Origin of the sequence: Kribbella pratensis (genome assembly GCF_004366075.1) — a bacterium.
GTDB classification, from domain to species: Bacteria; Actinomycetota; Actinomycetes; order Propionibacteriales; family Kribbellaceae; genus Kribbella; species Kribbella pratensis.
The window spans coordinates 737,187-758,975 of record NZ_SODU01000002.1; the positions used below are offsets into that span (position 1 = coordinate 737,187).

31 protein-coding genes are annotated in these 21,789 nt (G+C 67.9%); 20 read left to right on the top strand and 11 right to left on the bottom strand.

What is annotated here, in order from left to right; all coding sequences use genetic code 11:
* Positions 1-58 precede the first annotated feature (58 nt).
* Positions 59-724 carry a Type 1 glutamine amidotransferase-like domain-containing protein gene (locus EV137_RS18600; protein ID WP_134130144.1) on the top strand — a complete coding sequence of 222 codons (666 nt, stop codon included), beginning with the start codon at positions 59-61 and terminating at the stop codon, positions 722-724.
* A 4-nt stretch (positions 725-728) separates the two neighbouring features.
* On the opposite strand, the gene EV137_RS18605 is transcribed toward EV137_RS18600, so the two are convergent.
* Together EV137_RS18605 and EV137_RS41085 are read right to left on the bottom strand one after the other, a co-directional pair.
* A complete protein-coding gene (locus EV137_RS18605; protein ID WP_134002039.1) occupies positions 729-1,310 on the bottom strand; it encodes a dihydrofolate reductase family protein in 582 nt (193 codons plus the stop codon).
* Between the two features lie 335 nt (positions 1,311-1,645).
* The gene (locus EV137_RS41085) at positions 1,646-1,966 is read right to left on the bottom strand and encodes a hypothetical protein (RefSeq protein ID WP_202871039.1); all 321 of its coding nucleotides are present in this window, start codon (positions 1,964-1,966) and stop codon (positions 1,646-1,648) included.
* Between the two features lie 378 nt (positions 1,967-2,344).
* Between EV137_RS41085 and EV137_RS18615 the strand changes: the two genes are divergently transcribed.
* Positions 2,345-2,794 (top strand): nucleotidyltransferase domain-containing protein, encoded by a 450-nt coding sequence (locus EV137_RS18615; protein ID WP_375372032.1) that lies wholly within the window; start codon positions 2,345-2,347, stop codon positions 2,792-2,794.
* 181 nt (positions 2,795-2,975) lie between these two features.
* Here the strand turns inward: EV137_RS18615 and EV137_RS18620 are convergent, their stop codons facing one another.
* A complete protein-coding gene (locus EV137_RS18620) occupies positions 2,976-3,410 on the bottom strand; it encodes a VOC family protein (protein WP_134002047.1) in 435 nt (144 codons plus the stop codon).
* Positions 3,411-3,482: 72 nt separating this feature from the next.
* Between EV137_RS18620 and EV137_RS18625 the strand changes: the two genes are divergently transcribed.
* The 3 genes from EV137_RS18625 (at position 3,483) to EV137_RS18630 (ending at position 5,300) form a co-directional block, all read left to right on the top strand.
* Complete coding sequence (locus tag EV137_RS18625) at positions 3,483-4,232, top strand: phosphotransferase (protein WP_202871040.1); 750 nt, start codon at positions 3,483-3,485, stop codon at positions 4,230-4,232.
* A 183-nt stretch (positions 4,233-4,415) separates the two neighbouring features.
* Complete coding sequence (locus EV137_RS40630; RefSeq protein WP_166679929.1) at positions 4,416-4,580, top strand: hypothetical protein; 165 nt, start codon at positions 4,416-4,418, stop codon at positions 4,578-4,580.
* 57 nt (positions 4,581-4,637) lie between these two features.
* A complete protein-coding gene (locus EV137_RS18630) occupies positions 4,638-5,300 on the top strand; it encodes a nucleotidyltransferase domain-containing protein (protein ID WP_134130147.1) in 663 nt (220 codons plus the stop codon).
* Here EV137_RS18630 and EV137_RS18635 read toward each other — a convergent pair.
* A complete protein-coding gene (locus EV137_RS18635) occupies positions 5,268-5,663 on the bottom strand; it encodes a cytidine deaminase family protein (RefSeq protein ID WP_134002053.1) in 396 nt (131 codons plus the stop codon). The genes EV137_RS18630 and EV137_RS18635 overlap by 33 nt on opposite strands.
* A gap of 63 nt (positions 5,664-5,726) precedes the next feature.
* On the opposite strand from EV137_RS18635, the gene EV137_RS18640 reads away from it, so the two are divergent.
* Positions 5,727-6,581 carry an alpha/beta fold hydrolase gene (locus EV137_RS18640; protein ID WP_166679930.1) on the top strand — a complete coding sequence of 285 codons (855 nt, stop codon included), beginning with the start codon at positions 5,727-5,729 and terminating at the stop codon, positions 6,579-6,581.
* Here EV137_RS18640 and EV137_RS18645 read toward each other — a convergent pair.
* Both EV137_RS18645 and EV137_RS18650 read right to left on the bottom strand, forming a co-directional pair.
* Positions 6,569-7,144: a histidine phosphatase family protein gene (locus EV137_RS18645; protein WP_238175520.1), complete on the bottom strand. Its 576-nt coding sequence runs from the start codon at positions 7,142-7,144 to the stop codon at positions 6,569-6,571. The genes EV137_RS18640 and EV137_RS18645 overlap by 13 nt on opposite strands.
* Before the next feature lie 13 nt (positions 7,145-7,157).
* Positions 7,158-7,502 (bottom strand): ClpX C4-type zinc finger protein, encoded by a 345-nt coding sequence (locus EV137_RS18650; protein ID WP_134002059.1) that lies wholly within the window; start codon positions 7,500-7,502, stop codon positions 7,158-7,160.
* Between the two features lie 94 nt (positions 7,503-7,596).
* Here EV137_RS18650 and EV137_RS18655 point away from each other — a divergent pair, with 94 nt between their 5' ends.
* Entirely contained in the window at positions 7,597-8,016 is a 420-nt protein-coding gene (locus EV137_RS18655; protein WP_202871041.1) for a hypothetical protein, read from the top strand.
* On the top strand, positions 8,013-8,531 hold the full coding sequence (locus EV137_RS18660) for an AAA family ATPase (protein WP_511194531.1): 519 nt from the start codon (positions 8,013-8,015) through the stop codon (positions 8,529-8,531). The genes EV137_RS18655 and EV137_RS18660 overlap by 4 nt, the downstream gene beginning before the upstream one ends.
* Here the strand turns inward: EV137_RS18660 and EV137_RS18665 are convergent, their stop codons facing one another.
* Positions 8,532-8,912 (bottom strand): VOC family protein, encoded by a 381-nt coding sequence (locus EV137_RS18665; protein WP_134130152.1) that lies wholly within the window; start codon positions 8,910-8,912, stop codon positions 8,532-8,534.
* 176 nt (positions 8,913-9,088) lie between these two features.
* Positions 9,089-10,288 (bottom strand): phosphotransferase, encoded by a 1,200-nt coding sequence (locus EV137_RS18675; protein ID WP_202871042.1) that lies wholly within the window; start codon positions 10,286-10,288, stop codon positions 9,089-9,091.
* Between the two features lie 20 nt (positions 10,289-10,308).
* Here EV137_RS18675 and EV137_RS18680 point away from each other — a divergent pair, with 20 nt between their 5' ends.
* Positions 10,309-11,151: a DUF72 domain-containing protein gene (locus tag EV137_RS18680; RefSeq protein WP_134002067.1), complete on the top strand. Its 843-nt coding sequence runs from the start codon at positions 10,309-10,311 to the stop codon at positions 11,149-11,151.
* A 19-nt stretch (positions 11,152-11,170) separates the two neighbouring features.
* Positions 11,171-11,629 carry a hypothetical protein gene (locus EV137_RS18685; protein ID WP_134130153.1) on the top strand — a complete coding sequence of 153 codons (459 nt, stop codon included), beginning with the start codon at positions 11,171-11,173 and terminating at the stop codon, positions 11,627-11,629.
* Between the two features lie 11 nt (positions 11,630-11,640).
* On the opposite strand, the gene EV137_RS18690 is transcribed toward EV137_RS18685, so the two are convergent.
* Together EV137_RS18690 and EV137_RS18695 are read right to left on the bottom strand one after the other, a co-directional pair.
* Complete coding sequence (locus EV137_RS18690) at positions 11,641-12,141, bottom strand: methylated-DNA--[protein]-cysteine S-methyltransferase (RefSeq protein WP_134130154.1); 501 nt, start codon at positions 12,139-12,141, stop codon at positions 11,641-11,643.
* 37 nt (positions 12,142-12,178) lie between these two features.
* On the bottom strand, positions 12,179-13,018 hold the full coding sequence (locus EV137_RS18695) for a carbon-nitrogen hydrolase family protein (RefSeq protein ID WP_134002073.1): 840 nt from the start codon (positions 13,016-13,018) through the stop codon (positions 12,179-12,181).
* 400 nt (positions 13,019-13,418) lie between these two features.
* On the opposite strand from EV137_RS18695, the gene fgd reads away from it, so the two are divergent.
* Genes fgd through EV137_RS18710 form a run of 3 tightly spaced genes read left to right on the top strand, consistent with a single transcriptional unit; the run spans position 13,419 to position 15,618 of the window.
* Positions 13,419-14,423, top strand: coding sequence for a glucose-6-phosphate dehydrogenase (coenzyme-F420) (gene fgd / locus EV137_RS18700; protein ID WP_134130155.1), 1,005 nt, complete (start codon positions 13,419-13,421; stop codon positions 14,421-14,423).
* Positions 14,424-14,433: 10 nt separating this feature from the next.
* Entirely contained in the window at positions 14,434-15,009 is a 576-nt protein-coding gene (locus EV137_RS18705; RefSeq protein ID WP_134002077.1) for a GNAT family N-acetyltransferase, read from the top strand.
* A gap of 27 nt (positions 15,010-15,036) precedes the next feature.
* Positions 15,037-15,618: a GNAT family N-acetyltransferase gene (locus tag EV137_RS18710; protein ID WP_134130156.1), complete on the top strand. Its 582-nt coding sequence runs from the start codon at positions 15,037-15,039 to the stop codon at positions 15,616-15,618.
* Between the two features lie 278 nt (positions 15,619-15,896).
* Here the strand turns inward: EV137_RS18710 and EV137_RS18715 are convergent, their stop codons facing one another.
* Complete coding sequence (locus tag EV137_RS18715) at positions 15,897-16,658, bottom strand: IclR family transcriptional regulator (protein ID WP_134130157.1); 762 nt, start codon at positions 16,656-16,658, stop codon at positions 15,897-15,899.
* Positions 16,659-16,770: 112 nt separating this feature from the next.
* Between EV137_RS18715 and EV137_RS18720 the strand changes: the two genes are divergently transcribed.
* From EV137_RS18720 to EV137_RS18750, 7 genes are all read left to right on the top strand, one after another.
* Positions 16,771-17,976, top strand: a complete 1,206-nt coding sequence (locus tag EV137_RS18720; protein WP_238175410.1) for a DUF6986 family protein — start codon at positions 16,771-16,773, stop codon at positions 17,974-17,976.
* A gap of 9 nt (positions 17,977-17,985) precedes the next feature.
* A complete protein-coding gene (locus EV137_RS18725; protein WP_134130158.1) occupies positions 17,986-18,225 on the top strand; it encodes a thiamine-binding protein in 240 nt (79 codons plus the stop codon).
* Positions 18,218-18,592, top strand: a complete 375-nt coding sequence (locus EV137_RS18730) for a helix-turn-helix domain-containing protein (RefSeq protein ID WP_134130159.1) — start codon at positions 18,218-18,220, stop codon at positions 18,590-18,592. The genes EV137_RS18725 and EV137_RS18730 overlap by 8 nt, the downstream gene beginning before the upstream one ends.
* A gap of 86 nt (positions 18,593-18,678) precedes the next feature.
* On the top strand, positions 18,679-19,170 hold the full coding sequence (uraD, locus tag EV137_RS18735) for a 2-oxo-4-hydroxy-4-carboxy-5-ureidoimidazoline decarboxylase (RefSeq protein WP_134002089.1): 492 nt from the start codon (positions 18,679-18,681) through the stop codon (positions 19,168-19,170).
* On the top strand, positions 19,167-19,484 hold the full coding sequence (gene uraH / locus EV137_RS18740) for a hydroxyisourate hydrolase (protein WP_134002091.1): 318 nt from the start codon (positions 19,167-19,169) through the stop codon (positions 19,482-19,484). The genes uraD and uraH overlap by 4 nt, the downstream gene beginning before the upstream one ends.
* 6 nt (positions 19,485-19,490) lie before the next feature.
* Positions 19,491-20,396 carry a factor-independent urate hydroxylase gene (gene pucL / locus EV137_RS18745; protein WP_134130160.1) on the top strand — a complete coding sequence of 302 codons (906 nt, stop codon included), beginning with the start codon at positions 19,491-19,493 and terminating at the stop codon, positions 20,394-20,396.
* Positions 20,393-21,736 carry an 8-oxoguanine deaminase gene (locus tag EV137_RS18750; RefSeq protein WP_134130161.1) on the top strand — a complete coding sequence of 448 codons (1,344 nt, stop codon included), beginning with the start codon at positions 20,393-20,395 and terminating at the stop codon, positions 21,734-21,736. The genes pucL and EV137_RS18750 overlap by 4 nt, the downstream gene beginning before the upstream one ends.
* Positions 21,737-21,789: the final 53 nt, after the last annotated feature.

A 21,789-nucleotide genomic window follows, 5' to 3' on the forward strand; every position in this document is an offset into this window, starting at 1 on the left:
GCGTTCGTAGTACAGGTGAACGGCGGCCGGTCGAGGGCGCCAAGACAAGGAGTCAGGTATGCATCTTCTCCTCACGTCCGGAGGCATCACGAACCCGAGCATCCACGACGCGCTCGTCGAGCTGCTGGGCAAGCCGATCGCCGAGTCCCGTGCGTTGTGCGTCCCGACGGCGATGTGGGGCCATCCGATGCTCGGGCCCACCTCGGTACGGGGCTCCGTCACCGGCGAACCTCCCTGGCACATGCCCAGACTGGGCTGGGAATCCGTCGGCGTCCTCGAGCTCACCGCGTTGCCCAGCATCGGCGAGGAGCGGTGGGTGCCGTGGGTACGCGAGGCCGACGTCCTGCTGGTGGACGGCGGCGACGCGACGTACCTGTGCCACTGGATGCGGGAGTCAGGCCTGTTCGACCTCATGCCGTCGCTGTCCGACACGGTCTGGGTGGGCGTGAGCGCCGGCAGCATGGTGATGACACCGCGGATCGGTGACGACTTCGTATCGTGGCCGTCTGCCCCGGACGACCGCACGCTCGGGGTCGTCGACTTCTCGATCTTCCCGCACCTGGACCACGAGAGCATGCCGGAGAACACCCTGGCCAACGCGGAGAGGTGGGCCGCCGGCATTGAGGGTTCGTCGTACGCCATCGACGAGCAGACCGCGATCAAGGTGACCAACGGCACCACCGAAGTCATCTCCGAAGGCCACTGGAAGGCCTTCCCCGCCTAGGCTTTCAGACATGCAGGGTGGGCCGGTAGATGAGTTCTTGGGTACGTCCGTCGAACGTGCGACTCTCGATCAGATCGAGGTCGAAGTCCGCGGCGCCCTGGAAGATCGGCTCCACCCCGGTCTGACCGGCGATCACCGGGAAGACCGTCACCTGGACCCGGTCGACCAGGCCGGCGGCCATCAGCGCCCGGTTCAGCGAGAGGCTGCCGTGCGAGCGCAGAGGTACGTCGGACTCCTCCTTGAGCCGGGCGATCACCTCGACAGCATCGCCACTCACAACGCTGGCGGCCGGCCAGTCGAACGGTCCTTCGAGCGTCGACGACACCACCGTGGTCGGCATACTCCGCAGCCGCCCGTTCACCGGATCAAGCGCCTCAGCCGGCACCTTGCTCGACCCGATCATCTCCATGAACAGACGAAACGTGTCGGCCCCGAAAACCATCCGCTGCGCCTCGCCGTACAAGGCAAGCCGCCGATCCAGAAACTCCGGGCCTTGCTTACCCCAGTACGGCCCCCAGTCGGCGTTGTCGTACGACGCGAAACCGTCGAGGCTGGAGAAGATGTCGAAGGTATAGGTGGCAGTCATAACGCGCTCCTTGAATGCTCCGGACGACCCCGTGGACGACCGCTCACCCACAGGTCGAACAACCCTCCCCTGAATCGACAGCCTCTCCCAGATTTCCAACGGAAGCCTGCCAATGCGCCCGCGTACCGACTAACTCCGCTCGCGGGAGGGCGGGTGATCCAGGCGACGTACCGCTGAAGTGTCCGCACGATCAGCCGCCGCCGCGGGTGTGGCGTCGGCCCGACTGTTTGCCAGCAGACGCTCGGCCCTGAATGGGCCACGCGCTTTCAGCCGCTTGTCGAGTTCGGAGAGGAGGTCGACGATTTCACTTGCTCTGAATTCGTTGCGGGCGCCGGTCATGCGGTCACCAGATCGCGGGCGGGGATGAAGATGTTGGCTTGTGCCAAGTAGTCCGGGGTTTGCTCGATGATCTCGTCGTGGTCCAGGAACGGATGTGCGGGAATCCAGCGATCGGGGAGACGGTCGACCTTGGTCCAGTCGGGCGGGTCCTCTCCGGCTTCCTCGAATTCGTGCGCTGTCAGGACGGCGAGGAGTGCATCGAAGCCTGCATGACCGGTCGTGCCTGGCGCCGCCTCCCAGGCAGCTTCGGAACCATCGTGACGGCGTAGCAGCAAGCGCAGGTGGTCGCGGCCCTGGAGGAGCATCCGCAGGCCCACTCCTCGTCGCTCGCGTCGCGGATAGCCGCCGCGGTAGTCGGGGCCGTCATGATCCGATACTCACGCGCCGCGTGCAGGGCACGCGCGATCCGCCCAGCCCGCAGGAAGATCTGCGCCGTCGGCTTGGTCCTTCCGGAACGGTAAGTGGAGAAGCGCGAAGCGGACGTGCCGAGGGCAGTGGCGAACGCAGCCTGAGACAGCCCACTCTCGGCGAGAGCGCGGTTCAGTTGCTCGCTGACCGCCTGACTGTCCTTGTCCATGCCGGCACTCCCTGAGGTCCGTTATCTAATCAGATAATGGCCTCGTTGCCTGGCTGCGCCAACGTCAAGGAGTTCCAGTCGCCATCGGAGCGGCCCGGGTGTGACTTACGGTTCGGGGATGGTGCGGAGGAATGACCTGGGCTTTGTTCGGTACGTCGTTGGGCGGCTGGAGGGTGCTGGGGTCAGGGCCTGGGTGTTTGGGGGATGGGCGGCGGAGTTGCTTGGGTTGAGTGCACCGCGGGCGCATGGGGACGTCGACCTGTTGTATCCGGCTGACGGCTTCGCGGTTGTGGACGAGTTTCTGGCGCGTGGCGACGTACAGGAGATCGAGGCCAAGCGGTTTCCGCACAAGCGGGCGTTCGAGATCGACGGGATCATGGTCGAGCTGTTCTTGGTGCAGGCCGACGGGGCTGGTTCGTTCACCGACTTCTGGGGTGTTGCGCGGCACGACTGGCCCGCGGACGTGTTCGCCGTCGAAGTCGACGGCCTCCGGGTCGCCAGCGCTATGGCCGTGACTGGCTATCGGGCGGGTTGGGAAGACCTGCAGTCGAAACTGCAGGGCAGGTGACCGGTCAGCGGTCCGGGGAAGGGAACGACGTACGGCGCGATCACGCCGCAGCCTGCCTCGCAGCAGGAGCAGCGGTACACGGCCACGCGGTGACCGTCGTCATCGGGGACGAGCGGCGAACCCGCCGCGAGAATCTCGGGGGTCCTCGAATCCCAAGGTGAGTACGGCGAAACGCATCGAGTCAGTCGAGGCAGAATTCGTTGCCTTCGACGTCTTGCATGTTGAGGCAGGACTCGTTTTCTTCGTCGGCGAGGAGTAGTTGGCCGCGGGTTGCGCCGAGGGGGAGTAGGCGGGCGCATTCGGCCTCGAGTGCTGCCAGGCGCTCTTCGCCCACGAGGCCGGTGCCGACGCGTACGTCGAGGTGCACGCGGTTCTTGACGACCTTGCCTTCGGGAACGCGCTGGAAGAACAGTCGCGGGCCGGCACCTGTGGGATCGACGCACGCGAACGCGGATCCCTGTCGCTCGGGCGGCTGCGCGCGGTCGTACTCGTCCCAGCTCTCGAACCCGGGCGGTGGCGGCGGTACGACGTACCCCAGCACCTCACACCAGAAACGAGCGACGCGCTCAGGATTCGCGCAGTCGAAAGTGACCTGAACCTGCCTGACCGTTGCCATGCGACCACCGTAAAGGGTGCGGCGGCCAAATGTCTGTCGAGATAATGCGACCGACCGGGCATCATGTCGGGCGTGGAAACCGAAGAGGTGCTGACCGGAGGGAATGTCTCCGACCGGGTGGTGCGGGTGGGCGCGACGGTGCGGAAGCCGGCGCTCGTTCAGACGGCCGGGGTCGAGGCGGTGCTCACCCATCTCGCCGACTTCGACGGAGCGCCGCGCACGCTGGGGCGGGACGAGGAGGGGCGGCATGTCCTCGAGTTCATCCCTGGCGCGATGGCCGACACGCTGCCGCCGTTCTCGCTGGACGAGTTGGCCCGCCTCGGTCGGCTGATTCGTGAACTCCACGACGCGATGGAGAGCTTCCGACCGCCGGCCGGCACCGTGTGGGACGCGGTGGTCCCGGACCCAGCCGGCGGCGACCTGATCTGCCACAACGATCTCGCTCCGTGGAATCTGGTGCGTGACGGTGAACGCTGGGTGTTCATCGACTGGGACAACGCGGGGCCGTCGTCGCGGCTGTGGGATCTCGGGTACGCCGCGCACGGGTTCGTACCGTTCATGGCGCGAGGCAACGTCGACGTCGACGGACCGCGGTTGCGTGCGTTGGCGGACGGGTACGGGCTCGACGCGGAGCAGCGTCGTGCCTTCCCGGCGCAGATCGCGGCGCATACGCGAGGCATGTACGACCTGCTGGTCCACGGCCACCGCACCGGCCAGCTGCCCTGGGCCCGCCTCTATGCGGAGGGCCACGCCAACCACTGGGGGCCGGCCGCCGAGTATATCGAGGCCCACCACGACGCATGGGTCACAGCACTGCTCTAGTTCTCCCGGGTGGCCGGATCTGCAGCACTCACCAATGCCATCCAAACCGCACCGTATGACCCGGCCCACCGCGTGAGCCCGTGTCGCGATCTCGGGTTGATGAGTGGCCCACGTCCGCCACCACCCGGTATCCGACGTAACGCTGCCCCGGCGGCGCCCGATCTAGCGGGTAGGGGGTGGGGAATGACTGTGCTGCGGATGTTGCTCGCTGTGTTCTTCGTTCTCGCCGGACTCGGAGGCATCGTCTCGGCAGTCCGCCGAGGCAACCTGGTCGATCTCGTCGGAGCCGTGTTGCTCTTCGCGGTCGGCGCCGCGTTGTGGCCCGGGCGAGACCGCAGCCGCCTCTAGCAGCACCCCTCGAAATGCGTTTGCTGCGCTGGGTGCACGGCGGGGATCGTTGCGGACATGACTCCCGAGCCGGTGGTGCGGTCGGCGGCCGAAGCCGAGGAGGCCCGGTATTGGGCTCGCCTCTATGGGCGTTGGGAGCCGTTCGATCTGGCTCAAACGGCTGCGTTCATGGACGGGTTCGAGCGGCCGTGGTGGGTGGTCGGCGGGTGGGCCGTGGATGCGTTCACCGGCGTACGTCGTGAGCACGATGACGTCGACGTGTCGATCTTCGCGTCCGACGTACCTGCGCTGCGTGAGCACGTAGGCGATCGGTGGCATCTGTGGAACCTGGCCGGCGGCGACATGCGGCCGTTGACGCCGCAGCATCCGGAGGTGTTCAACCCGGCGAGTCAGCTGTGGATACGCGAACACGGCGATCCTCCGTGGGTACTCGATCTACCGCTGACTCCGGATCGCAACGGGCTGTGGACGAACAAGTTCGTGCCGGATCACGTCGGCGCGATCGACGAGGTGACGTGGGTGGCAGATGACCACATCCGCTACCTGAATCCCGAGATCGTCCTGCTGTTCAAGGCGCGGAAACGGCGTACGAAGGATGAACATGACTTCGCTCGCACGTGGCCGATGCTTGCGGAGGGCAAGCAGGCTTGGCTTCGCGGCATGATCCCCGGGCACCCATGGTTGGGTTCAGTCGAGGGGGAACGACGCGGTTTCGGGTAGGAGGGTGCGGAGGGGCGTCGTACGGCGTCTGCCGAGGATCACCTCGGTGTCGAGGTTCGACGGGTCGATCTGGCGGATGAACTCCCGGCAGCGGCCGCACGGGGGCAGGACGTGCAGCGGGCCGTCGTCGCGCCAGACGGCAACGATCTTCGCGATCTTGTACTCGCGCGCGGTCACCATCGCGGCGATGGCGGCGTGCTCGGCGCAGAATCCCGTACCGGACGCGGTGTCGATGCATACGCCGACGTACACATTGCCGGCCTCGGTGACCAGCGCCGACGCCACATCGCCGAAGAGCCGATCGTCGACGTGGTACGGATGCAGCACGGCCGCGGCCGCATCGATGAGCTCGTCGTTGATCATCCCCGAGAACCTAGCAACGCTAGCGTCAGCGAATCCACCGGATTTGCATGTGAGACTGCGGTGGTGGCTGAGTCGTACGTGGTGCTCAACGGGGTGCGGCACTGGATGCGCGTGGTCGGTGATCCACAGGCGGGTACGCCGATTGTCGTGGTGCATGGTGGACCCGGCGGGTTCATCTACGACTTCGAGCGGTTGACGGGGCCGCTGCTCGAGCAGCTCGGGCCGGTTGTGTACTACGAGCAGCGTGGCTCCGGTCGCAGCGAGCAGGACGGGCGGTACGCCGTACCGCTGCTGGTCGACGATCTGGAACAGCTGCGCCGGCATCTCGAGCTACCGCGGATCACGCTGCTCGGTATCTCATTCGGCGGGGATCTCGCGGCCGAGTACACGGTCGCGCACCCGGACCGCGTCGACCGGCTGATTCTCCAAGGCACCGCGCTGGCCGGTTCGCTGACCCCTTCGCCGTGGGGATCCGGGTTCGAGGCGGTCGCCACCAGCGACGAGATGCGGGCCGCGATCCGTACGGCGGTTGCGGAATCGGGGCCGCGCGCGGTCTGGGGGGTCGTCGACCGGCCGACTGTCGACCGGTTCCTGTTCCACCAACCCGCCGCCGCTCGGCGGGTCCGCGAACTGTGGGCCGAGAGCGGGCTGATCAACACCGGCGAGATGGCGGCCGCGCTGGCGAAGGAACCTCCGCGATCGGTACCGCTTGTCGACGAGCTCGCCGCGCTCGACGTACCGGTCCTGGTGCTGATCGGCTTCTGGGATCGCAACGCAGGCGTCGACGCGTGCCGCGACCTGGCCACCCGCCTCCCGCGCGCGCAACTCCGCGTCTTCGACGAGAGCGCCCACTTCCCGAACGTCGAGGAGCCCGAGCGGTACGTCGCCGAGATTGCCGCCTTCCTTCACACCGACTGACGTGGCAGGAATGGCTCAGCGGGATCTAGTTGTACGGCGTCCTGCAGGTTGATCTCATGTACGCCGCAGAACTCGACGCGGCGTGCGTCCGTGAGCGCCTCGATCACCATGCTGTGGCACACGGCAACGAACGGTTCGTCATCGATGGCTGCCTGTCGACGGAGCGCTCCGAGCGCGCGTCGACGTACCGAGGACTGGGGCTCCCACGTACGCGTCTCGCCCGGCGGCCACTCGCCGCCATGGCGGTGGAAGTCGTCGGTCGCCGCGATCGCCTCCGCCGAACGCCAGGAGAGCGTCGCATCCGGAAGCCACTCGCGAAGATCGAACTCGACCGCCGTCAACGGAAGCCGAGTCTCCGCCGCGATCAGGCTCGCGGTCTGCATCGCCCGCGTCATCGGCGAAGCAACAATCCGCCGCGCCCCGCACTCCCGAAGCCGCCGCCCGGCCGCCTTCGCCTGCTCGATCCCTCTCGCGGACAACGGTGACAGATCGCGCGCCGGTCCCCACCAGCCCTCCGCGTTCAACTGACTGCCGTCGACCTCCCCGTGCCGAACGAGCAACACCCGAGTCAATCGCCTACTCCTCGCCCGAGAACCGTTCCCAGGCGGACTGTCGGCTGATACCGAGGGCCTCGCCGATCCGGGCCCAGGTGACCGAGCGGGAGCGCAGGCGCAGTACGCGATCCTGCACGGCGGCCTCGACCTGCCCGCGCGACTTGTCGAGCCGAGCCATGTCGGCCAGCAACTCCTCGTCACTCTTCCCGTCCAGCGGCGGAAACGACGCAATCGGCTGCTCGTTGATCACCTGCACCGACAGATCGACGCACTCGTTGCAGATGAACACCCCCGGCCCCGCGATCAACTGCGCGATCTCGTCCTTGGTCTTCCCACAAAACGAACACCGCAACACGTTGTCCGGCATCCCAAACCCTCCAGGTTTGTCAGGTGCACCCTGACACGCTTGTCAGGCTAAACCTGACAAGCCGACGGGTCAACGGCGAGGCAGAATCTGCAGGGTGGAGTTGTTCCTGCGGTATCAGAGCCCGGTGCCGGATCGGCGGGGGCGGCGGATCGGGATCTTCGGGTTGGTGAACATGCTCGGGAACCGGGGGTATTTGAGTGCGGAGGAGGAACGGTTCCGGCGTACGACGAACGACTGGTACGACGCGACGTACACGAATCCGGCGAGCGTCGACCCGACTGTCTACGCGGACAACCTGCTCGCCGCTTCGTGGTTCAAGGCGTCGGCGACTTTCCTGATGGAGCCGATCCCTGGGTGTCTGGCGATCCTTGCCTCGCACAACCTTCCGTGCGAACGGTACGAGTCGGCCGCGCCGGGCCGGGTGCTCTACGAGGACGAGCATCAGGTGGTCGTCGTACCGGACGAGGATCTCGACTTCACCACGATGATGTGGCTGCGGCCCAAGCTGTCATGAGGTTGGTGTATCTGACGGGGTCCTCCGGGGTTGGGAAGACGGCCGTGGGTGAGGAGCTGCGGCGGCGGGGATTTGCTGTGTACGACGTTGAGGCGGACGGCCTGGCGCGGTGGTTCGAGAACGGGACGGGGGTCGAGGTGCGGATGCCGCCGTACCGCGACGACGCCTGGTTCGCCTCGAACACATACCGGTTGCCGGTCGAGACCGTGCGGCGCGTCGCGGACGAGGTCGGCGACGGGGTCGCGTTCATCTGCGGGACGGTGGGAAACGACAACGAGATCTGGGACTTGTTCGACACGGTCATCAGCCTCAGCCTCGACGCCGAGACGTTGCGCGGCCGGCTCGTGGGTCGACGTGGCGCCTTCGGATCGAGCGGCCCGGAGCTGGAACGCGTACTGGCGTGGCACGCCCAGGTAGACGCCGACAACAGCCGGTACGGCGCCCTGCTGGTCAACGCGAACGCCCCAATCCCCGAAGTCGCAGACCGCGTACTCGACGCACTCGGCATTCGCTGACTACCTCGGGACCCAGCAGAGGCAGAACGGGTGGCCTGCTGGGTCGGCGTACACCTGTACGCCGCGGGCGGCCGCGGCATCGTCGGCGGGTTTCAGGAGGCGGGCGCCGAGGGTGAGCGCTCGATCGTGTGCGGCGGCATGGGCCTCGACTCCTTCGAAGTAGAAGTCGAGGTGGATCTGCTGCGGCGTGCCGTCCGGCCAGTCCGGTGGCACGTGGTCGGGGGCGTGCTGAACCCCGAGCGCCCAGCCGCCGTCGACCCAGATCGCGTGCCAGCGGTTGCTCCACCTGTCGACGGTGCCGTCGAGGAACGTGGCCCAGAAGCTGCTCTCGGCCTCGATGTCGGCGGCGTCGAAGACGATCATCCGGTGCTTGATGTCCATCCGGGCAGTCTGGTGCACCCGCCGGGTGGGGTGAAGTGGGCTGGTGGATCACTTACCGTGATCCTCATGGCGTTTGGTGCGAAGGGGAGCAAGGGGGAGTCGTTCCTTGCGGTGGTGGTTGGTGGTGGGGCGGCGTTCGGGCTGGTAGTGCTCACGTCGCGGGCGTGGAAGGCGTGTCACGTCGACGTCACCGGGAGCGTGCCGAACGGGCTGACGTTGCTGTTCCTCGGCGTACCGATCGCGCTGATCGTCAACCTGGTGCTGTTCACCCTCGTCTTCCGGTACGCCGGGAAGGCGTTCCTGTTCTCGCTGATCGCCGCCGCCATCGCGATCGCGATCGCCGACCTCGCCCTGTTCTCCTGGCAAGGCACCCCGGCCGCCTCACCCGGCACCTGCCCCGGCAACGTCCCGCCGTGGTGGCCTACGTGGATCCCGACCTGAGGAACCCGCAGTAGGGCGGCGGCGCGTTCTGGGTCGCCGATGTGGGCTGCTGTGGGGAACAGGCGGGCCCAGGAGCCGGCGCGGGTCAGCTGACTGAGGCGCCGGGCGAGCTCGGCCGCGCGGCGGAGGTCGGGCAACGTGTGACCCGTCCATCCTTCGAGGTACGCGTCCTCCAACCGCGCCATCACCTCGGGACCGTGCTCCTCGGCGGCACGTTCGAGCGCGACGAGCAGGCTGCAGAACGGATGCCCGACGTTCGCGTCACCCCAATCGAAGAACGTGTACCGCCCAGCCCCCGCCACCAGGATCTGACCGTCATGCAGATCGGCATGGTCCAGCGAATCCGGTACGCCGATCGCCGCCAGCTCCTCGCACCACTCGACCAACCGCGGCCGGATCAACCGCAAGCGTTCACGATCCGCCGCATCCAATGTCTCGTTCCCGGCGACGGCCTCGTCGAAGACCCTCGGCAGTCCCGAAACCCGAGCATCAGGTACGCCGAGACGCAGCAGCTCCTCGGCCCGCGGTACGAGCGCCCGCTGCAGGTCGGCGTACTGCGTCAACGCCTCCTCCCACTCACGCGGCCCGGCCCCCTGACCGCGCAGCACCGGCCCGCCGGACGGCAGCAGCGACCATCCGCGCTGAGCGTCGACGGCGTACGGCGTGAGGACGTGCTCGGGCGCCCACCGCGACAATGCCTCGCCCAGCCCGGCCTCGAACGCGCTCCCGGGCGAGGCCGCCTTGAACCACACCGGGTCCGCCGCCTCGATCCGGACGATCACCGACCACGGCCGGACCCTCGCTCGACGCGGGCCGGTCTCGCGGATGCCGAGCTCGGCGAGTCGCGCCTCCAGCCAGCCGAGCGCCGCCGTACGCCACGACGGATCCTCCCAAGGCGTCAACGCGTCCGGGTACGCGCCGCGGTTGATGTCCATGCCGGGACCATAATCGAGAGATGACACGCTGGCCGGACTCCCAGTACCGAGTAGGGATCTCGGGCTGGCGCTACCCGCCGTGGCGGAAGGTCTACTACCCCGACGGGCTGCCGCAACGCGCCGAACTCGAGTACGCGTCGTCCCGGCTGAACTCGATCGAGCTGAACGGCTCGTTCTACTCCCTCCAGCGCCCGACGTCGTACCAGCGCTGGTACGACGAGACGCCCGAGGGCTTCGTCTTCTCGGTCAAGGGCCCGCGGTTCGTCACGCACCTCAAGCGACTCGCCGACGTGGACGCGCCGTTGGCGAACTTCTTCGCGTCCGGAGTTCTTGCGCTAGGCAACAAACTCGGGCCGGTGCTGTGGCAGCTGCCACCCAACTTCCAGTACGACGCCGACCGCTGTGCGAGCTTCTTCGCCCAGCTGCCCCGGACCACAGCCGAAGCGGCCGAGGTCGCCAAACGCCACGACGAGCGGATGAAGGGTCGCGCCCTGCTCGAGCCGAGAGCCGAGGGACCGCTGCGGCACGCGATCGAAGTACGTCATGACAGCTTCAAGAGCAAGGAATTCATCGAGCTCTGTCGCGAGCACGACATCGCGCTGGTGTGTGCGGACACCGCCGGCAAGTGGCCGATGTTCGGCGACGTCACCGCGGACTTCGCGTACGTCCGGCTGCACGGCGCCGAGGAGCTGTACGTCAGCGGGTACGACGACAAGGCGCTCGGCCGCTGGGCGCGCAAGATCCGCTCCTGGAAGTGCGCCACCTACGTGTACTTCGACAACGACGCCAAGGTGCATGCGCCGTACGACGCCGAGCGGCTGGCCGATCGCCTCGGAATCAGTTCGGCCGCCGACGAAGGGTGACGGCCTTACTGTCGGCCACATGACACAGAATCCAGCAGAACTCGTCGAGCAAGCCGTCGAACGATGCCTGAAGCTGATCGTGACCTGGCCGGCCTGGGACGGCGAGCCGCGGACGTCCGACGACGACCGCATCTTCACCCCGCACAAGGCGGTTCGCCGGATCGCCGACCACCTGATCGATCACCTGGCCGAGGTCGAGGCGCTGCTGGCCGGCGTACCGACGCAGCCTGACGAGTGGCACGCGAGCGCACTCACCTCCGCCGCGGACCTAGCGCCGTTCACCGAGGAGGACGTCCGCGAGGCCGAGCAGCGACTGCAACGCCTCGGACGGACCTTTGTGCTGCGGTACGCGGCCCTCGACCCGGCCGAGTGGGACAAGGACCGCACGCCCAACTGGACCCTCCGCCAGATCGCCGAACATCTGACTGAACTCGACTGGTACGCGGCCCAGGTCGGCGACCTGTCACAAAAGGACTAGTTGCAAAGCAACTAGAACAGTCGAGCGCCGACCGGCTCCTCCAGGTCGAGGAGGAACTGCTTCCGCTTCAACCCGCCGGCGTACCCGATGAGCGACCCGTTCTTCCCGATCACCCGATGGCACGGGACGACGATCGACAACGGGTTCTGGCCGACCGCCTTCCCCACCGCCTGCGCTGCGTGGGCCGGCTCGCCGAGGCGCGCCGCGATCTCGCCGTACGTCGTGGTCTCGCCGTACGGGATCTCCTCGAGCACCGACCAGACCCGGCGCTGGAACTCGTCACCGATGAGCCGCGTCGGCAACTCGAAGGTCACCCGCGAGCCGGCGAAGTACTCCTCCAACTGCTCGACGACGACCGCGATGAGCGGGTCGGACGCCTCGACCCGCTCACCCAGCGTCTCCGCCGTCGGCTTCACCCAGTGGTGCGGGAAGTAGACGCCGACCAGCACGTCCTCCGACACCACCACCGTGAGCTCCCCGATCCGGGTACTGACCACCGCGTGCCTGTTCATGCCTATGGAACGCGCCAGCCCCCGAACCTGTGAGGACCTACGACCCGATGCGCTCCCGTGTACGACGACGGAAGTCACGTCCGACCTGCGTCGTCTCGTCGTGGTGCACATCGGCCACCGCAAGTGCCGGCGATCCATCCAGTGGCGCCTGCGCTACCCACTCGCCCCGGGGATCGACAACGCCCGCCGCCAGCCCCGCCTCGGGGTTCGCCGGTACGGCGAGGCTGATCCAGGACGTGTTGTTCACCGCGCACCCACGCGCCTGCACCGCGATGTGGTCATGTCCCGAGACGCGGTGGGTCGCATAGGACACCAGGACGCCGTCGGCGCCGAGCTCGTCGTACTCCACGAACAGCTCCGGGAACAGCACATCCAGTCCGAGCGCGAGCCCGAACCGGAACCCGTCGACGTCGAACGTCACCGGCTGCTTCCCGGCCGTGTACATCCACGTCACCTTGGTCGTGGACAGTGTGCGCTCGTCGTACCGGGCGACAACCTTTCCCTCGTCGGACACGACGTACATGCTGTTGTGCGGGCGCCCCTCCGGCAGTTGGTGCACCGAGGGGATCACCACCCAGATCCCGAGCTCCCGCGCGAGTGCGTTGATCTGGTCGAGCTCGGACTGCAGCACCGACCACTGTGCCTTGGTCCAATCGGAGGCGCCGACCTCGTCCGGGCCGAGCGACGACATGATGTGCTTGCTCGGGAAGCAGATCGCGCCCTCGGTGAAGTGCACCAGGCGGGCACCGGCCGCAGCCGCCTGCCTCATGAAGTCGCGGAGTTCGGCGCCGCCTGCACGCAGTTCGTCGGCATTCGTCGGGTCGTGGCGCATCGTCGACTGGACGACGGCGAACCGCAGTGTGGTTTCTTCCGGCATGTCTGGTTCTCCTTGGGGAGTCGGACGGAAGTGCCGGAGGGCAGCCGTGTAGGACTCGCCGGTTTTCGCGGCGCGGGCTCGTACCCGTTGCTTGAAGTTCCTGTGCGCTGTCATCTGGCCTTCCACGCACTCGCACGCGATCCCCCAGCGATCCCGTCGAGGCGGCAGACCAGGACGAGCGGCCCGAGACAGGAAGTCCCTTTGCCTTCTCGGTGTGACCGCGCTGGGGGCGGTCGACGAAGGTGAGGCGCGGGCCGCGCCGGGCCAACATCCTCTCCGAGCCACGCGGCCGGAGTCAATCAGGCTCTCCGAGTCAGCGCCGGCGACCTCGGGCGGCATAAAGTCGGACCTGGGCGCGGTTGTCTTCCGGAGTACGCGCAGACGACGTTTGGAGCAGAGGGTGAGCATTCGGGTCGGGTACAAGGCTTCGGCGGAGCAGTTCGGGCCGCGGGATCTGGTGGAGTACTCCGTTCGGGCCGAGGAGCTCGGGCTCGACAGTGTGACCGTGTCGGACCACTTCCTGCCCTGGCGGCACGAGGGCGGCCATGCGCCGTTCGCGCTCGCCTGGCTGGCGTCGGTCGGTGAGCGGACCAACCGGGTGCTGCTCGGTACGTCGGTGCTGACGCCGACGTTCCGGTACAACCCGGCGGTGATCGCGCAGGCGTTCGCGACGCTCGGTGAGCTGTACCCGGGGCGCGTCATGCTCGGCGTCGGCTCCGGCGAGGCGCTGAACGAGATCGCGGTGTCGGGGATGGAGTGGCCGGAGTTCAAGGAGCGGTTCGCCCGGCTCCGGGAGGCAGTCCAGCTGATCCGCGACCTGTGGACGAAGGACGGCGTCAGCGCCGAAGGGCCGTACTACAAGACCGTGGACGCGTTCATCTACGACCGTCCGGAAACCCCGCTGAAGGTGTACGTCGCCGCGGGCGGCCCGCTCGTCGCGCGGTACGCCGGCCGCGCCGGTGACGGGTTCATCGCGACGTCCGGCAAGGGGATGGAGCTCTACACGGAGCAGCTGATGCCCGCCGTACGCGAAGGGGCCGAGAAGGCCGGGAAGAAGTTCGAGGACGTCGACCGGATGCTCGAGGTCAAGCTCTCGTACGACCGCGACCCGGAGTTGGCGCTGGAGAACACCCGGTTCTGGGCGCCGCTGTCGCTGACCGCGGAGCAGAAGCACAGCGTGACGAGTGCGACCGAGATGGAGCGGCTCGCGGACGAACTGCCGATCGAGCAGGTCGCGAAGCGGTGGATCGTGGCGTCCGACCCGGAAGAGGTCGTGAAGCAGCTCCAGCCGTACCTGGACGCCGGCTTCAACCACTTCGTCGTACACGGTCCGGGGAACGACCAGGAGCGCTTCCTCACCCAGTTCACCGAGGATGTCCTTCCGCTGCTGCGCAAACTGGGCTGACAATCACCCCGTGGCCGAATACGAGATCGTTCAGGAAGGCGACCCGCGGTGCGCCGAGCTGGAGGCAGCCGGGTATCGCGTAGTCGCCGAGTCCTGGGCGGTCCGGCTGTTCGAACCGGACCGTGAGCTGCTGGAGTCCGCCGTACGCCGGGTGACCGCCGGCGGACTCACACTCCGCGAACTCGGGCCCGAGTCGGCCGCGGATCTGTACGCGCTGGAGAAGACGAACGAGGCGGACTATCCCAACACGCCCGCGACGCATCGCGTGGTCGGAGAGCTCGCCGACGTCGCCGGACTGTGGCCGGAGAATCGGGTCTTCGGCGCCTTCGACGGCAACCGGCTGGTCGGCGCGACGGTGATTCGCGAGAAGGACGGCTTCGGTGACACCGCCTTCACCTCGGTCCTCGCCACCCATCGCCGCCGCGGCGTCGCCCAGGCCGTCAAGGCCGCGTCGATCCTCGCCTTCCTCGACATCGGCATCACCCGCTTCAGCACCGGCGGAGCCGCGGCCAACCAAGCGAGCCTCCAGGCCAACCAGTCCCTCGGCTACCAACTGACCGAACAATGGCGGACCTACGCCCCCTGACCGCCGGCCGCGCACTAGCATCGCGGGATGCCTCTGCTTGTGGATGCGGTTCTGGCTCAGGGCGTGTTGCGAGATACGGCACAGCCGCGGCTGGCGGTGGACGACGGGCTGGTGCTGCGACCGTGGCAGGGGCGGGACGCCGCCTCGGTGCGGACTGCGTTCGGCTGTCCCGACATTCAGCGCTGGCATGTCCGGCGGCTCGACACTCTCGAGGAGGCAGACGAGTGGATCGGGCAGTGGGTCGACTGCTGGGACGCTGAGACTGCGGCGAGCTGGGCGGTTGTCGATGGAGACGACGAACCGCTGGGTCAGGTCGGGCTGCGCGATATCTCTTTGGCCCAAGGGTCGGCCGCGCTGTCGTACTGGGTGACCCCTGCCGCCCGGGGACAAGCGGTCGCCGCGAGGTCGGTCGAGGCGCTGTCCGCTTGGGCGTTCGGGGCGATTGGGTTCAACCGGCTGAACATCCACCACTCCACGACCAACACTGCCTCGTGTCGGGTCGCCGCGCGCACCGGATACCGGCACGAGGGAACACTGCGGCAGGCGATCATGCACGCCGACGGCTGGCACGACTGGCACATCCACGGCCGCCTCCGCGCGGACACCTGAGCACTCGGGCACGTACGACGCCGCCGCGGCAAGACGTCGTACGGTCGGGGGGTTGGGGAGCGCTGCGCACCTGAACCGACCAGCAGGAGTCCCCAGCCTCCGGAGTCCGACCCGCGCCGCACGAGCGGTGGTGTGTGATCAGGCGTCGACGATGTGCACTCTCAACAGGTAGAGCACCCCGAGACACCGTACGCACCCAGCGCCATCGCGCTCAGGTGCACTAGTACGCTGCCCGACACCACCTGTCCACGTGCACACAACCACCGATGGACTGCGAGTTAGTGCAGGTCGTCGGAGAGGGACTTGGCGGCCTGGGTCAGCAGGGGGATGGCCTGTTCTACCAGGGATTCGGTCATGCGGCCGGCGGGGCCGGAGATGGAGATGGCCAGGGGGGTGGGGGCGTCGGGGACGGCTACCGCAACGCAGCGGACGCCGACTTCCTGTTCGCCTTCGTCGATCGCGTATCCGACGTCCGACGCCTGGTGGAGCTGGGCGGTGAAGACGTCGGGCGTGACGATCGTGTTGTCGGTGTGCTTGGGCATGCCGGTGCGGTGCAGGAGGTCGCGGACCTCGGCGTCGGGGAACTGGGCGAGGATCGCTTTGCCGACGGCAGTGCAGTGTGGGAGGACGCGGCGGCCGACCTCGGTGAACATGCGCATCGAGTGCCGCGACGGGACCTGCGCGAGGTACACGATCTGGTCGCCGTCGAGCATCGCCATATTGGCGGACTCGCCGAGCTCGTCGACGAGCCGGGCCAGATGCGGCCGGGCGAACACACTCAGCATGTGCGACGAACTCTCCCCGAGCCGGATCAGCTTCGGTCCGAGCACGTACTGCCGCGACGGCTCTTGACGCAGGTAGCCGAGGTCGACCAGGGTGCGAACCAGTCGGTGGATCGTCGGCAGTGGCAGGCCGGAGGCGGCGGCCAGCTGGGACAGGCCCATCATCCCGCCCGCGTCGGCCATCGTCTCGAGCAGCCCGAAGGCGCGCTCGATGGACTGCACGCTGCCGGTGCGTCCCTTGCCGTTCGTCTCCACCATGACAACCACCTTTCCGGATCACGGAAGTTTAGCGCCAGATCTCGGAAGCTCGAATGGTTGTGTCTTCCGCAGAGTAGATATTAGTCTCCACAATACGGAAAAGGAGGCTGCAGTGAGCCTGGATGATCTGGTGAGCGAGCTTGACCGGCGGCTGGCGGCCGCGGACGCGGCGCTGACTGCGGACTATCGCGGCGATCGCGGGGCCCGGCAGCCGGTCCACACGGTGTACGTTCCGGCCGATCGGTACGACGTACGCACGGTGGAGGACTGGGGCGCGCAGGCGCGCGCGGCCCTCGACGAGTACGGCGGATCCGCCGAGGAGTTCGCGAAGGTGCTGGATCTGCCGGACGACCTCGCGGGCGACGTGTACGACCGCGTGCGGGCCAAACTCGAGCGCGAGCCGATCGAGGACCTCCGTATCGACTTCGAGGACGGCTACGGCAACCGGCCGGCCGACGAGGAGGACGCCGCGGCGATCGCGGCCGCCCAGGTGCTTGCGACCAACCTGCAGACGCCGTACCGAGGTCTGCGGATCAAGTCGCTGGAAGCGCCGACCAGGCGCCGCAGTGTGCGGACTCTCGACCTCTTCCTCAAGCACCTGGGCGCGATCGACGACGGCTTCGTCATCACGCTCCCCAAGGTGACGTCGGTCGAGCAGGTCGAGGCGATGGTGCTCGTGCTGGAGACGCTCGAGCGTCAGTACGGCGTACCGCAGCTGAGGTTCGAGATCCAGGTCGAGACCCCGCAGGCGATCCTCGGCGCGGACGGCACCGCACTGATCGCCCGGATGATCAAGGCCGGCGGCGAGCGTGTCACCGGTCTGCACTACGGCACCTACGACTACTCCGCCTCGCTCGGTGTCGCGGCGGCGTACCAGAGCATGGAGCATCCGGTCGCCGACCATGCCAAGGACGTCATGCAGCTGGCCGCGGCCGGCACCGGCGTGTTCGTATCCGATGGATCGACCAACGTTCTCCCGGTCGGCGACGCGGTCCACGATGCCTGGCGCCTGCATTTCCGGCTGGTACGCCGTTCGCTCGCACGCGGCATCTACCAGGGCTGGGACATGCACCCCGCCCAGCTCCCGACCCGCTTCGCGGCGACGTACCTGTTCTACCGGGAAGGCTTCGACCAGGCCGCCCGACGCCTGCGCGCGTACCTCGGTGAGGGCGAGTCCGGGTACCTCGACGAGCCCGCAACGGCCGCCGCTCTCGCCGGTTTCGTACTGCGCGGCATCGAGTGCGGCGCGATCGAGACATCGGAGTTCGACGACAACGAGCTCGCCAGGCTGGCGCGCCGACCATTCCCGGAGAGTTAGCCTCGCGGCATGCGACTGGTTGCGGAGTTCACCACGGAACCCTTCGATGTCGAGGGGGCACCGCCCGCGCACGCCACGGAGGCGTTGCAGGCGGCGGAGGCGGCCGGGCTCGACTGCGAGTTCGGCCCGCTCGGTACGCAGGTCAGCGGCGAGCAGCATCTCCTGCTGCCGGCGCTCCCGAAGGTGCTCGAGGCGGCGTTCGCCGGCGGCGCGAGCCAGGTGACATTGCAGGTACGGCGCGATGCCTGAACAGCACCCGCTGGTGCAGGCGATCGCCCCGCTCGTCGAGCGGCTGGACGCACAACTCGTCGACGCGGCGGAGGCCCGCGCGGACGACGTGACGCTCGAGTGGGACGGCAAGCCTGTGGTCGCCGTACGCCTGTCCCCTCCAAAAGCGCCTGAAAAGCCAGAGGGTGGCGTGCAGAGTCTGCTGGCCGGTGTCGCCGAGGAGCTGGGTGGTCCGTTGCGCGACCTGTCGCGGCACGACAAGCAGCAAGCCGTACTGCTGCTGGAGGCGCGCGGAGCCTTCGAGTACCGCAAGTCGGCCGAGATCGTCGCCGAGGCGCTCGGCGTCACGCGCTTCACCGTCTACAACTACCTGAACCGCGCCCGCTGATTTCAACAAACTGTTGACGACGAGCGCGGCAGCTGCCACTCTCGTCATACGGAAAGTCGATTTCGGGATTCGAGAAGGTGTGATCCGTGGACCTGGAGGAGTTCAACTCCGCTCCGACCGACCGGCTGCGGCCGGCCCTGGCGGCCTGCTGCGACGTGCCCCGCTGGGTCGACGCGATCCTGGCCAAGCGGCCGTACGGCGATCTCGCGGCGCTGACCGCGGTCGCCGACCAGTCGCTGCGGGAGCTCGACGACAACGAGGTCGATCGCGCACTGCAGGCGCATCCGCGGATCGGTGACCGGCCGCAGGGCGCGAGCACCGAGGCCGCCTGGTCGCGGAACGAGCAGTCCGGTGTCGGTGCCGACGCCGGCGTCCGGCAGGAGCTTGCCGACGGTAACCGTCAGTACGAGGAGCGGTTCGGCCGGGTGTTCCTGATCTGCGCCACGGGGTTGTCGGCAGCGCAGATGCTGGACAGTCTGCGGACCCGCCTCACGCACGACGATGCGACCGAGGCGACCGTCGTACACGAAGAGCTTCGCAAGATCGCGCTGCTCCGGCTGAGCAAGGTGGTGGCATGAGTTCTCTGTCCACGCACATTCTCGACACCGCGCTGGGGCGACCGGCGCGGAACGTCCAGGTCCGGCTCTACCGGGGTGACGTGCTCGAAGCCACCGGTACGACGGACGACGACGGGCGGATCGGGGAGCTCGCGCCGGCGTTGGAGCACGGAACGTACCGGCTCTGGTTCGACGTCGCGGCGTACGCGGAATCCACCGGTCAGGACATCTTCTTTCCCGAGGTCTCCGTGACCTTCACGGTCGCCGACGAGCGGCACTACCACGTCCCGTTGCTGCTCAGCCCGTTCGCGTTTTCCACCTACCGAGGGAGCTGACCTCAGATGGCCATCCACCTGGGAGCCAACCAGTACGGCAAAGCCGAGAACCGTGTCGTCCGCATCTACCGCGACACGCCCCGCCACCAGATCCGCGACCTGAACGTGTCGACCGCGTTGCGCGGCAACTTCGAGGACGCGCACACGACCGGCGACCAGTCCGACGTACTGCCGACCGACACACAGAAGAACACCGCGTTCGCCTTCGCCAAGGAGAAGGGCGTCGGGGCGATCGAGGACTACGCGCTGACGCTCGGCGCGCATTTCCTGGACGCGTCGCCGGCCGCGCAGGGCGCGCGGGTCGAGGTCGAGGAGTACGCCTGGGAGCGGATCCAGGTCGACGGCCAGGGGCACGACCACTCGTTCGTCCGGACCGGCGGCGGTGTGCGGAACACGGTCGTCAACGTGGAGGGCCGCGGCGCGGAGCGGAAGACTTACGTCGTGTCGGGGATCAGCGACCTCGTCGTACTGAAGTCGACCGGGTCGGAGTTCCACGGGTTCCTGAAGGACGAGTACACGACGCTGCCGGAGACGAACGACCGGATCCTGGCGACGTCGCTGGTCGCGCGGTGGCGCTACGACCACACCGAGGTCGACTGGGACAAGTCGTACGACGAGATCAAGGGACTGCTGCTCTCGCGATTCGCCACGATCCACAGTCTTGCGTTGCAGCAGACGTTGTACGGCATGGGCGAGGCGGTGCTCGAGCAGCACCCGGAAGTCGCCGAGATCAAGTTCTCGGCGCCGAACAAGCACCACTTCCTGGTCGACCTGTCGCCGTTCGGTGTCGAGAACCCCGGCGAGGTCTTCATCGCCGCCGATCGCCCGTACGGCCTGATCGAGGCGACCGTGACGCGCGACGACGCGAGCGACGCCGGCAGCGCGTGGCATGCCACGCCGGGATTCTGTTGAGCAGGATCGTGATCGAGGGTGCCTACGTGGCGACCCTCGATCCGGCCCGGCGCGAGTTCGTCGGGCACGTGGTTGTCGAGGGCAACCGTATCGTCGCGGTCGGTCCGGGATCGGCACCGGCGTACGACGATGCACGCGTCGTTGACGGAGACGGCTGCCTGGTCACGCCGGGATTCGTGAACACGCATCAACACCTGTACCAATGGGTCACGCGCGGGCTCGCCGCGGACGCGACCCTCTTCGAATGGCTGACGACGCTGTACCCGGTGTGGGCGCGGATCTCCGAGGAGACCGTGTACGTCGCGGCGCGAGCGGCGCTCGCCCAACTCGCGCGCACCGGATGCACGACTGTTGCCGATCACCACTATGTCTTCCCGCGTGACGGTGGCGACCTGCTCGCTGCGGAGATCGCCGCGGCGGGTGAGATCGGGCTGCGGTTCCATCCGGCCCGTGGGTCGATGGACCGCGGTCAGAAGGACGGCGGGTTGCCGCCGGACTCCGTGGTCGAGAACCGCGACGAGATCCTCGCCGCGACCGAGGCCGCGATCGACCGCTGGCACGATCCGGCGCCCGATTCGATGCTGCAGATCGTGGTCGCGCCGTGCTCGCCGTTCAGCGTGAGCGGCGAACTGATGCGCGAGTCCGCGGAGCTCGCGCGACGGCGCGGGGTGCGGATGCACACTCATCTCGCCGAGACCACGGACGAGACGGACTGGTGCCGGGAGACGTTCAACTGCACGCCTCTCGAGTACGCCGACCGCCTCGGATGGACCGGTCCGGACGTGTGGTTCGCACACGGGATCCACTTCGACGACGCGGAGATCAAGCACCTGGGCAGCACCGGCACCGGCGTCGCCCACTGCCCCAGCTCGAACGCCCGCCTCGGCGCCGGCATCGCCCGTACGGCGGACCTCCGGGCTGCCGGTTCTCCGGTCGGCCTGGGCGTGGACGGTGCCGCGAGCAACGAATCCGGGAGCCTGGTCGAGGAACTCCGCCATGCCCTGCTCTTCGCCCGCGCCCGCGGCGGCCCGCAAGCACTGACCGTCCGCGCCGCCCTGGAGATGGCGACCCTGGACGGCGCCCGCATCCTGGGCCGCTCCAACGACATCGGCTCGATCGAACCCGGCAAACAAGCCGACCTGGCCGTGTGGAACCTCACCACCCTCCCGCACGCCGGCATCCCCGACCCGATCGCCTCCCTCACCCTCTCCACACCCCCACCCCTGACCCTCCTCCTAGCCAACGGCCGCCCCGTCGTACAACACGACGTACTCCAAACCGCCGACGAGACAACCCTCGCCACCCAGGTAGCCCGCACCCAAGCCGCCCTCGTCGGCTGACTCGTAACCCCCGCCGGGGACTGGGAACTAGCAATAGCCTGTTCCCAGTCCCC

Bases quoted from the DNA above. Each gene is read 5' to 3' on its own strand.
- EV137_RS18600 (WP_134130144.1), top strand. From the start codon at position 59: ATGCATCTTCTCCTCACGTCCGGAGGCATCACGAACCCGAGCATCCAC.
- EV137_RS18605 (WP_134002039.1), bottom strand. From the start codon at position 1,310: ATGACTGCCACCTATACCTTCGACATCTTCTCCAGCCTCGACGGTTTC.
- EV137_RS18615 (WP_375372032.1), top strand. From the start codon at position 2,345: ATGGTGCGGAGGAATGACCTGGGCTTTGTTCGGTACGTCGTTGGGCGG.
- EV137_RS18620 (WP_134002047.1), bottom strand. From the start codon at position 3,410: ATGGCAACGGTCAGGCAGGTTCAGGTCACTTTCGACTGCGCGAATCCT.
- EV137_RS40630 (WP_166679929.1), top strand. From the start codon at position 4,416: ATGACTGTGCTGCGGATGTTGCTCGCTGTGTTCTTCGTTCTCGCCGGA.
- EV137_RS18630 (WP_134130147.1), top strand. From the start codon at position 4,638: ATGACTCCCGAGCCGGTGGTGCGGTCGGCGGCCGAAGCCGAGGAGGCC.
- EV137_RS18635 (WP_134002053.1), bottom strand. From the start codon at position 5,663: ATGATCAACGACGAGCTCATCGATGCGGCCGCGGCCGTGCTGCATCCG.
- EV137_RS18650 (WP_134002059.1), bottom strand. From the start codon at position 7,502: ATGCCGGACAACGTGTTGCGGTGTTCGTTTTGTGGGAAGACCAAGGAC.
- EV137_RS18660 (WP_511194531.1), top strand. From the start codon at position 8,013: ATGAGGTTGGTGTATCTGACGGGGTCCTCCGGGGTTGGGAAGACGGCC.
- EV137_RS18665 (WP_134130152.1), bottom strand. From the start codon at position 8,912: ATGGACATCAAGCACCGGATGATCGTCTTCGACGCCGCCGACATCGAG.
- EV137_RS18675 (WP_202871042.1), bottom strand. From the start codon at position 10,288: ATGGACATCAACCGCGGCGCGTACCCGGACGCGTTGACGCCTTGGGAG.
- EV137_RS18680 (WP_134002067.1), top strand. From the start codon at position 10,309: ATGACACGCTGGCCGGACTCCCAGTACCGAGTAGGGATCTCGGGCTGG.
- EV137_RS18685 (WP_134130153.1), top strand. From the start codon at position 11,171: ATGACACAGAATCCAGCAGAACTCGTCGAGCAAGCCGTCGAACGATGC.
- EV137_RS18690 (WP_134130154.1), bottom strand. From the start codon at position 12,141: ATGAACAGGCACGCGGTGGTCAGTACCCGGATCGGGGAGCTCACGGTG.
- EV137_RS18695 (WP_134002073.1), bottom strand. From the start codon at position 13,018: ATGCCGGAAGAAACCACACTGCGGTTCGCCGTCGTCCAGTCGACGATG.
- EV137_RS18710 (WP_134130156.1), top strand. From the start codon at position 15,037: ATGCCTCTGCTTGTGGATGCGGTTCTGGCTCAGGGCGTGTTGCGAGAT.
- EV137_RS18715 (WP_134130157.1), bottom strand. From the start codon at position 16,658: ATGGTGGAGACGAACGGCAAGGGACGCACCGGCAGCGTGCAGTCCATC.
- EV137_RS18725 (WP_134130158.1), top strand. From the start codon at position 17,986: ATGCGACTGGTTGCGGAGTTCACCACGGAACCCTTCGATGTCGAGGGG.
- EV137_RS18730 (WP_134130159.1), top strand. From the start codon at position 18,218: ATGCCTGAACAGCACCCGCTGGTGCAGGCGATCGCCCCGCTCGTCGAG.
- uraH (WP_134002091.1), top strand. From the start codon at position 19,167: ATGAGTTCTCTGTCCACGCACATTCTCGACACCGCGCTGGGGCGACCG.
- pucL (WP_134130160.1), top strand. From the start codon at position 19,491: ATGGCCATCCACCTGGGAGCCAACCAGTACGGCAAAGCCGAGAACCGT.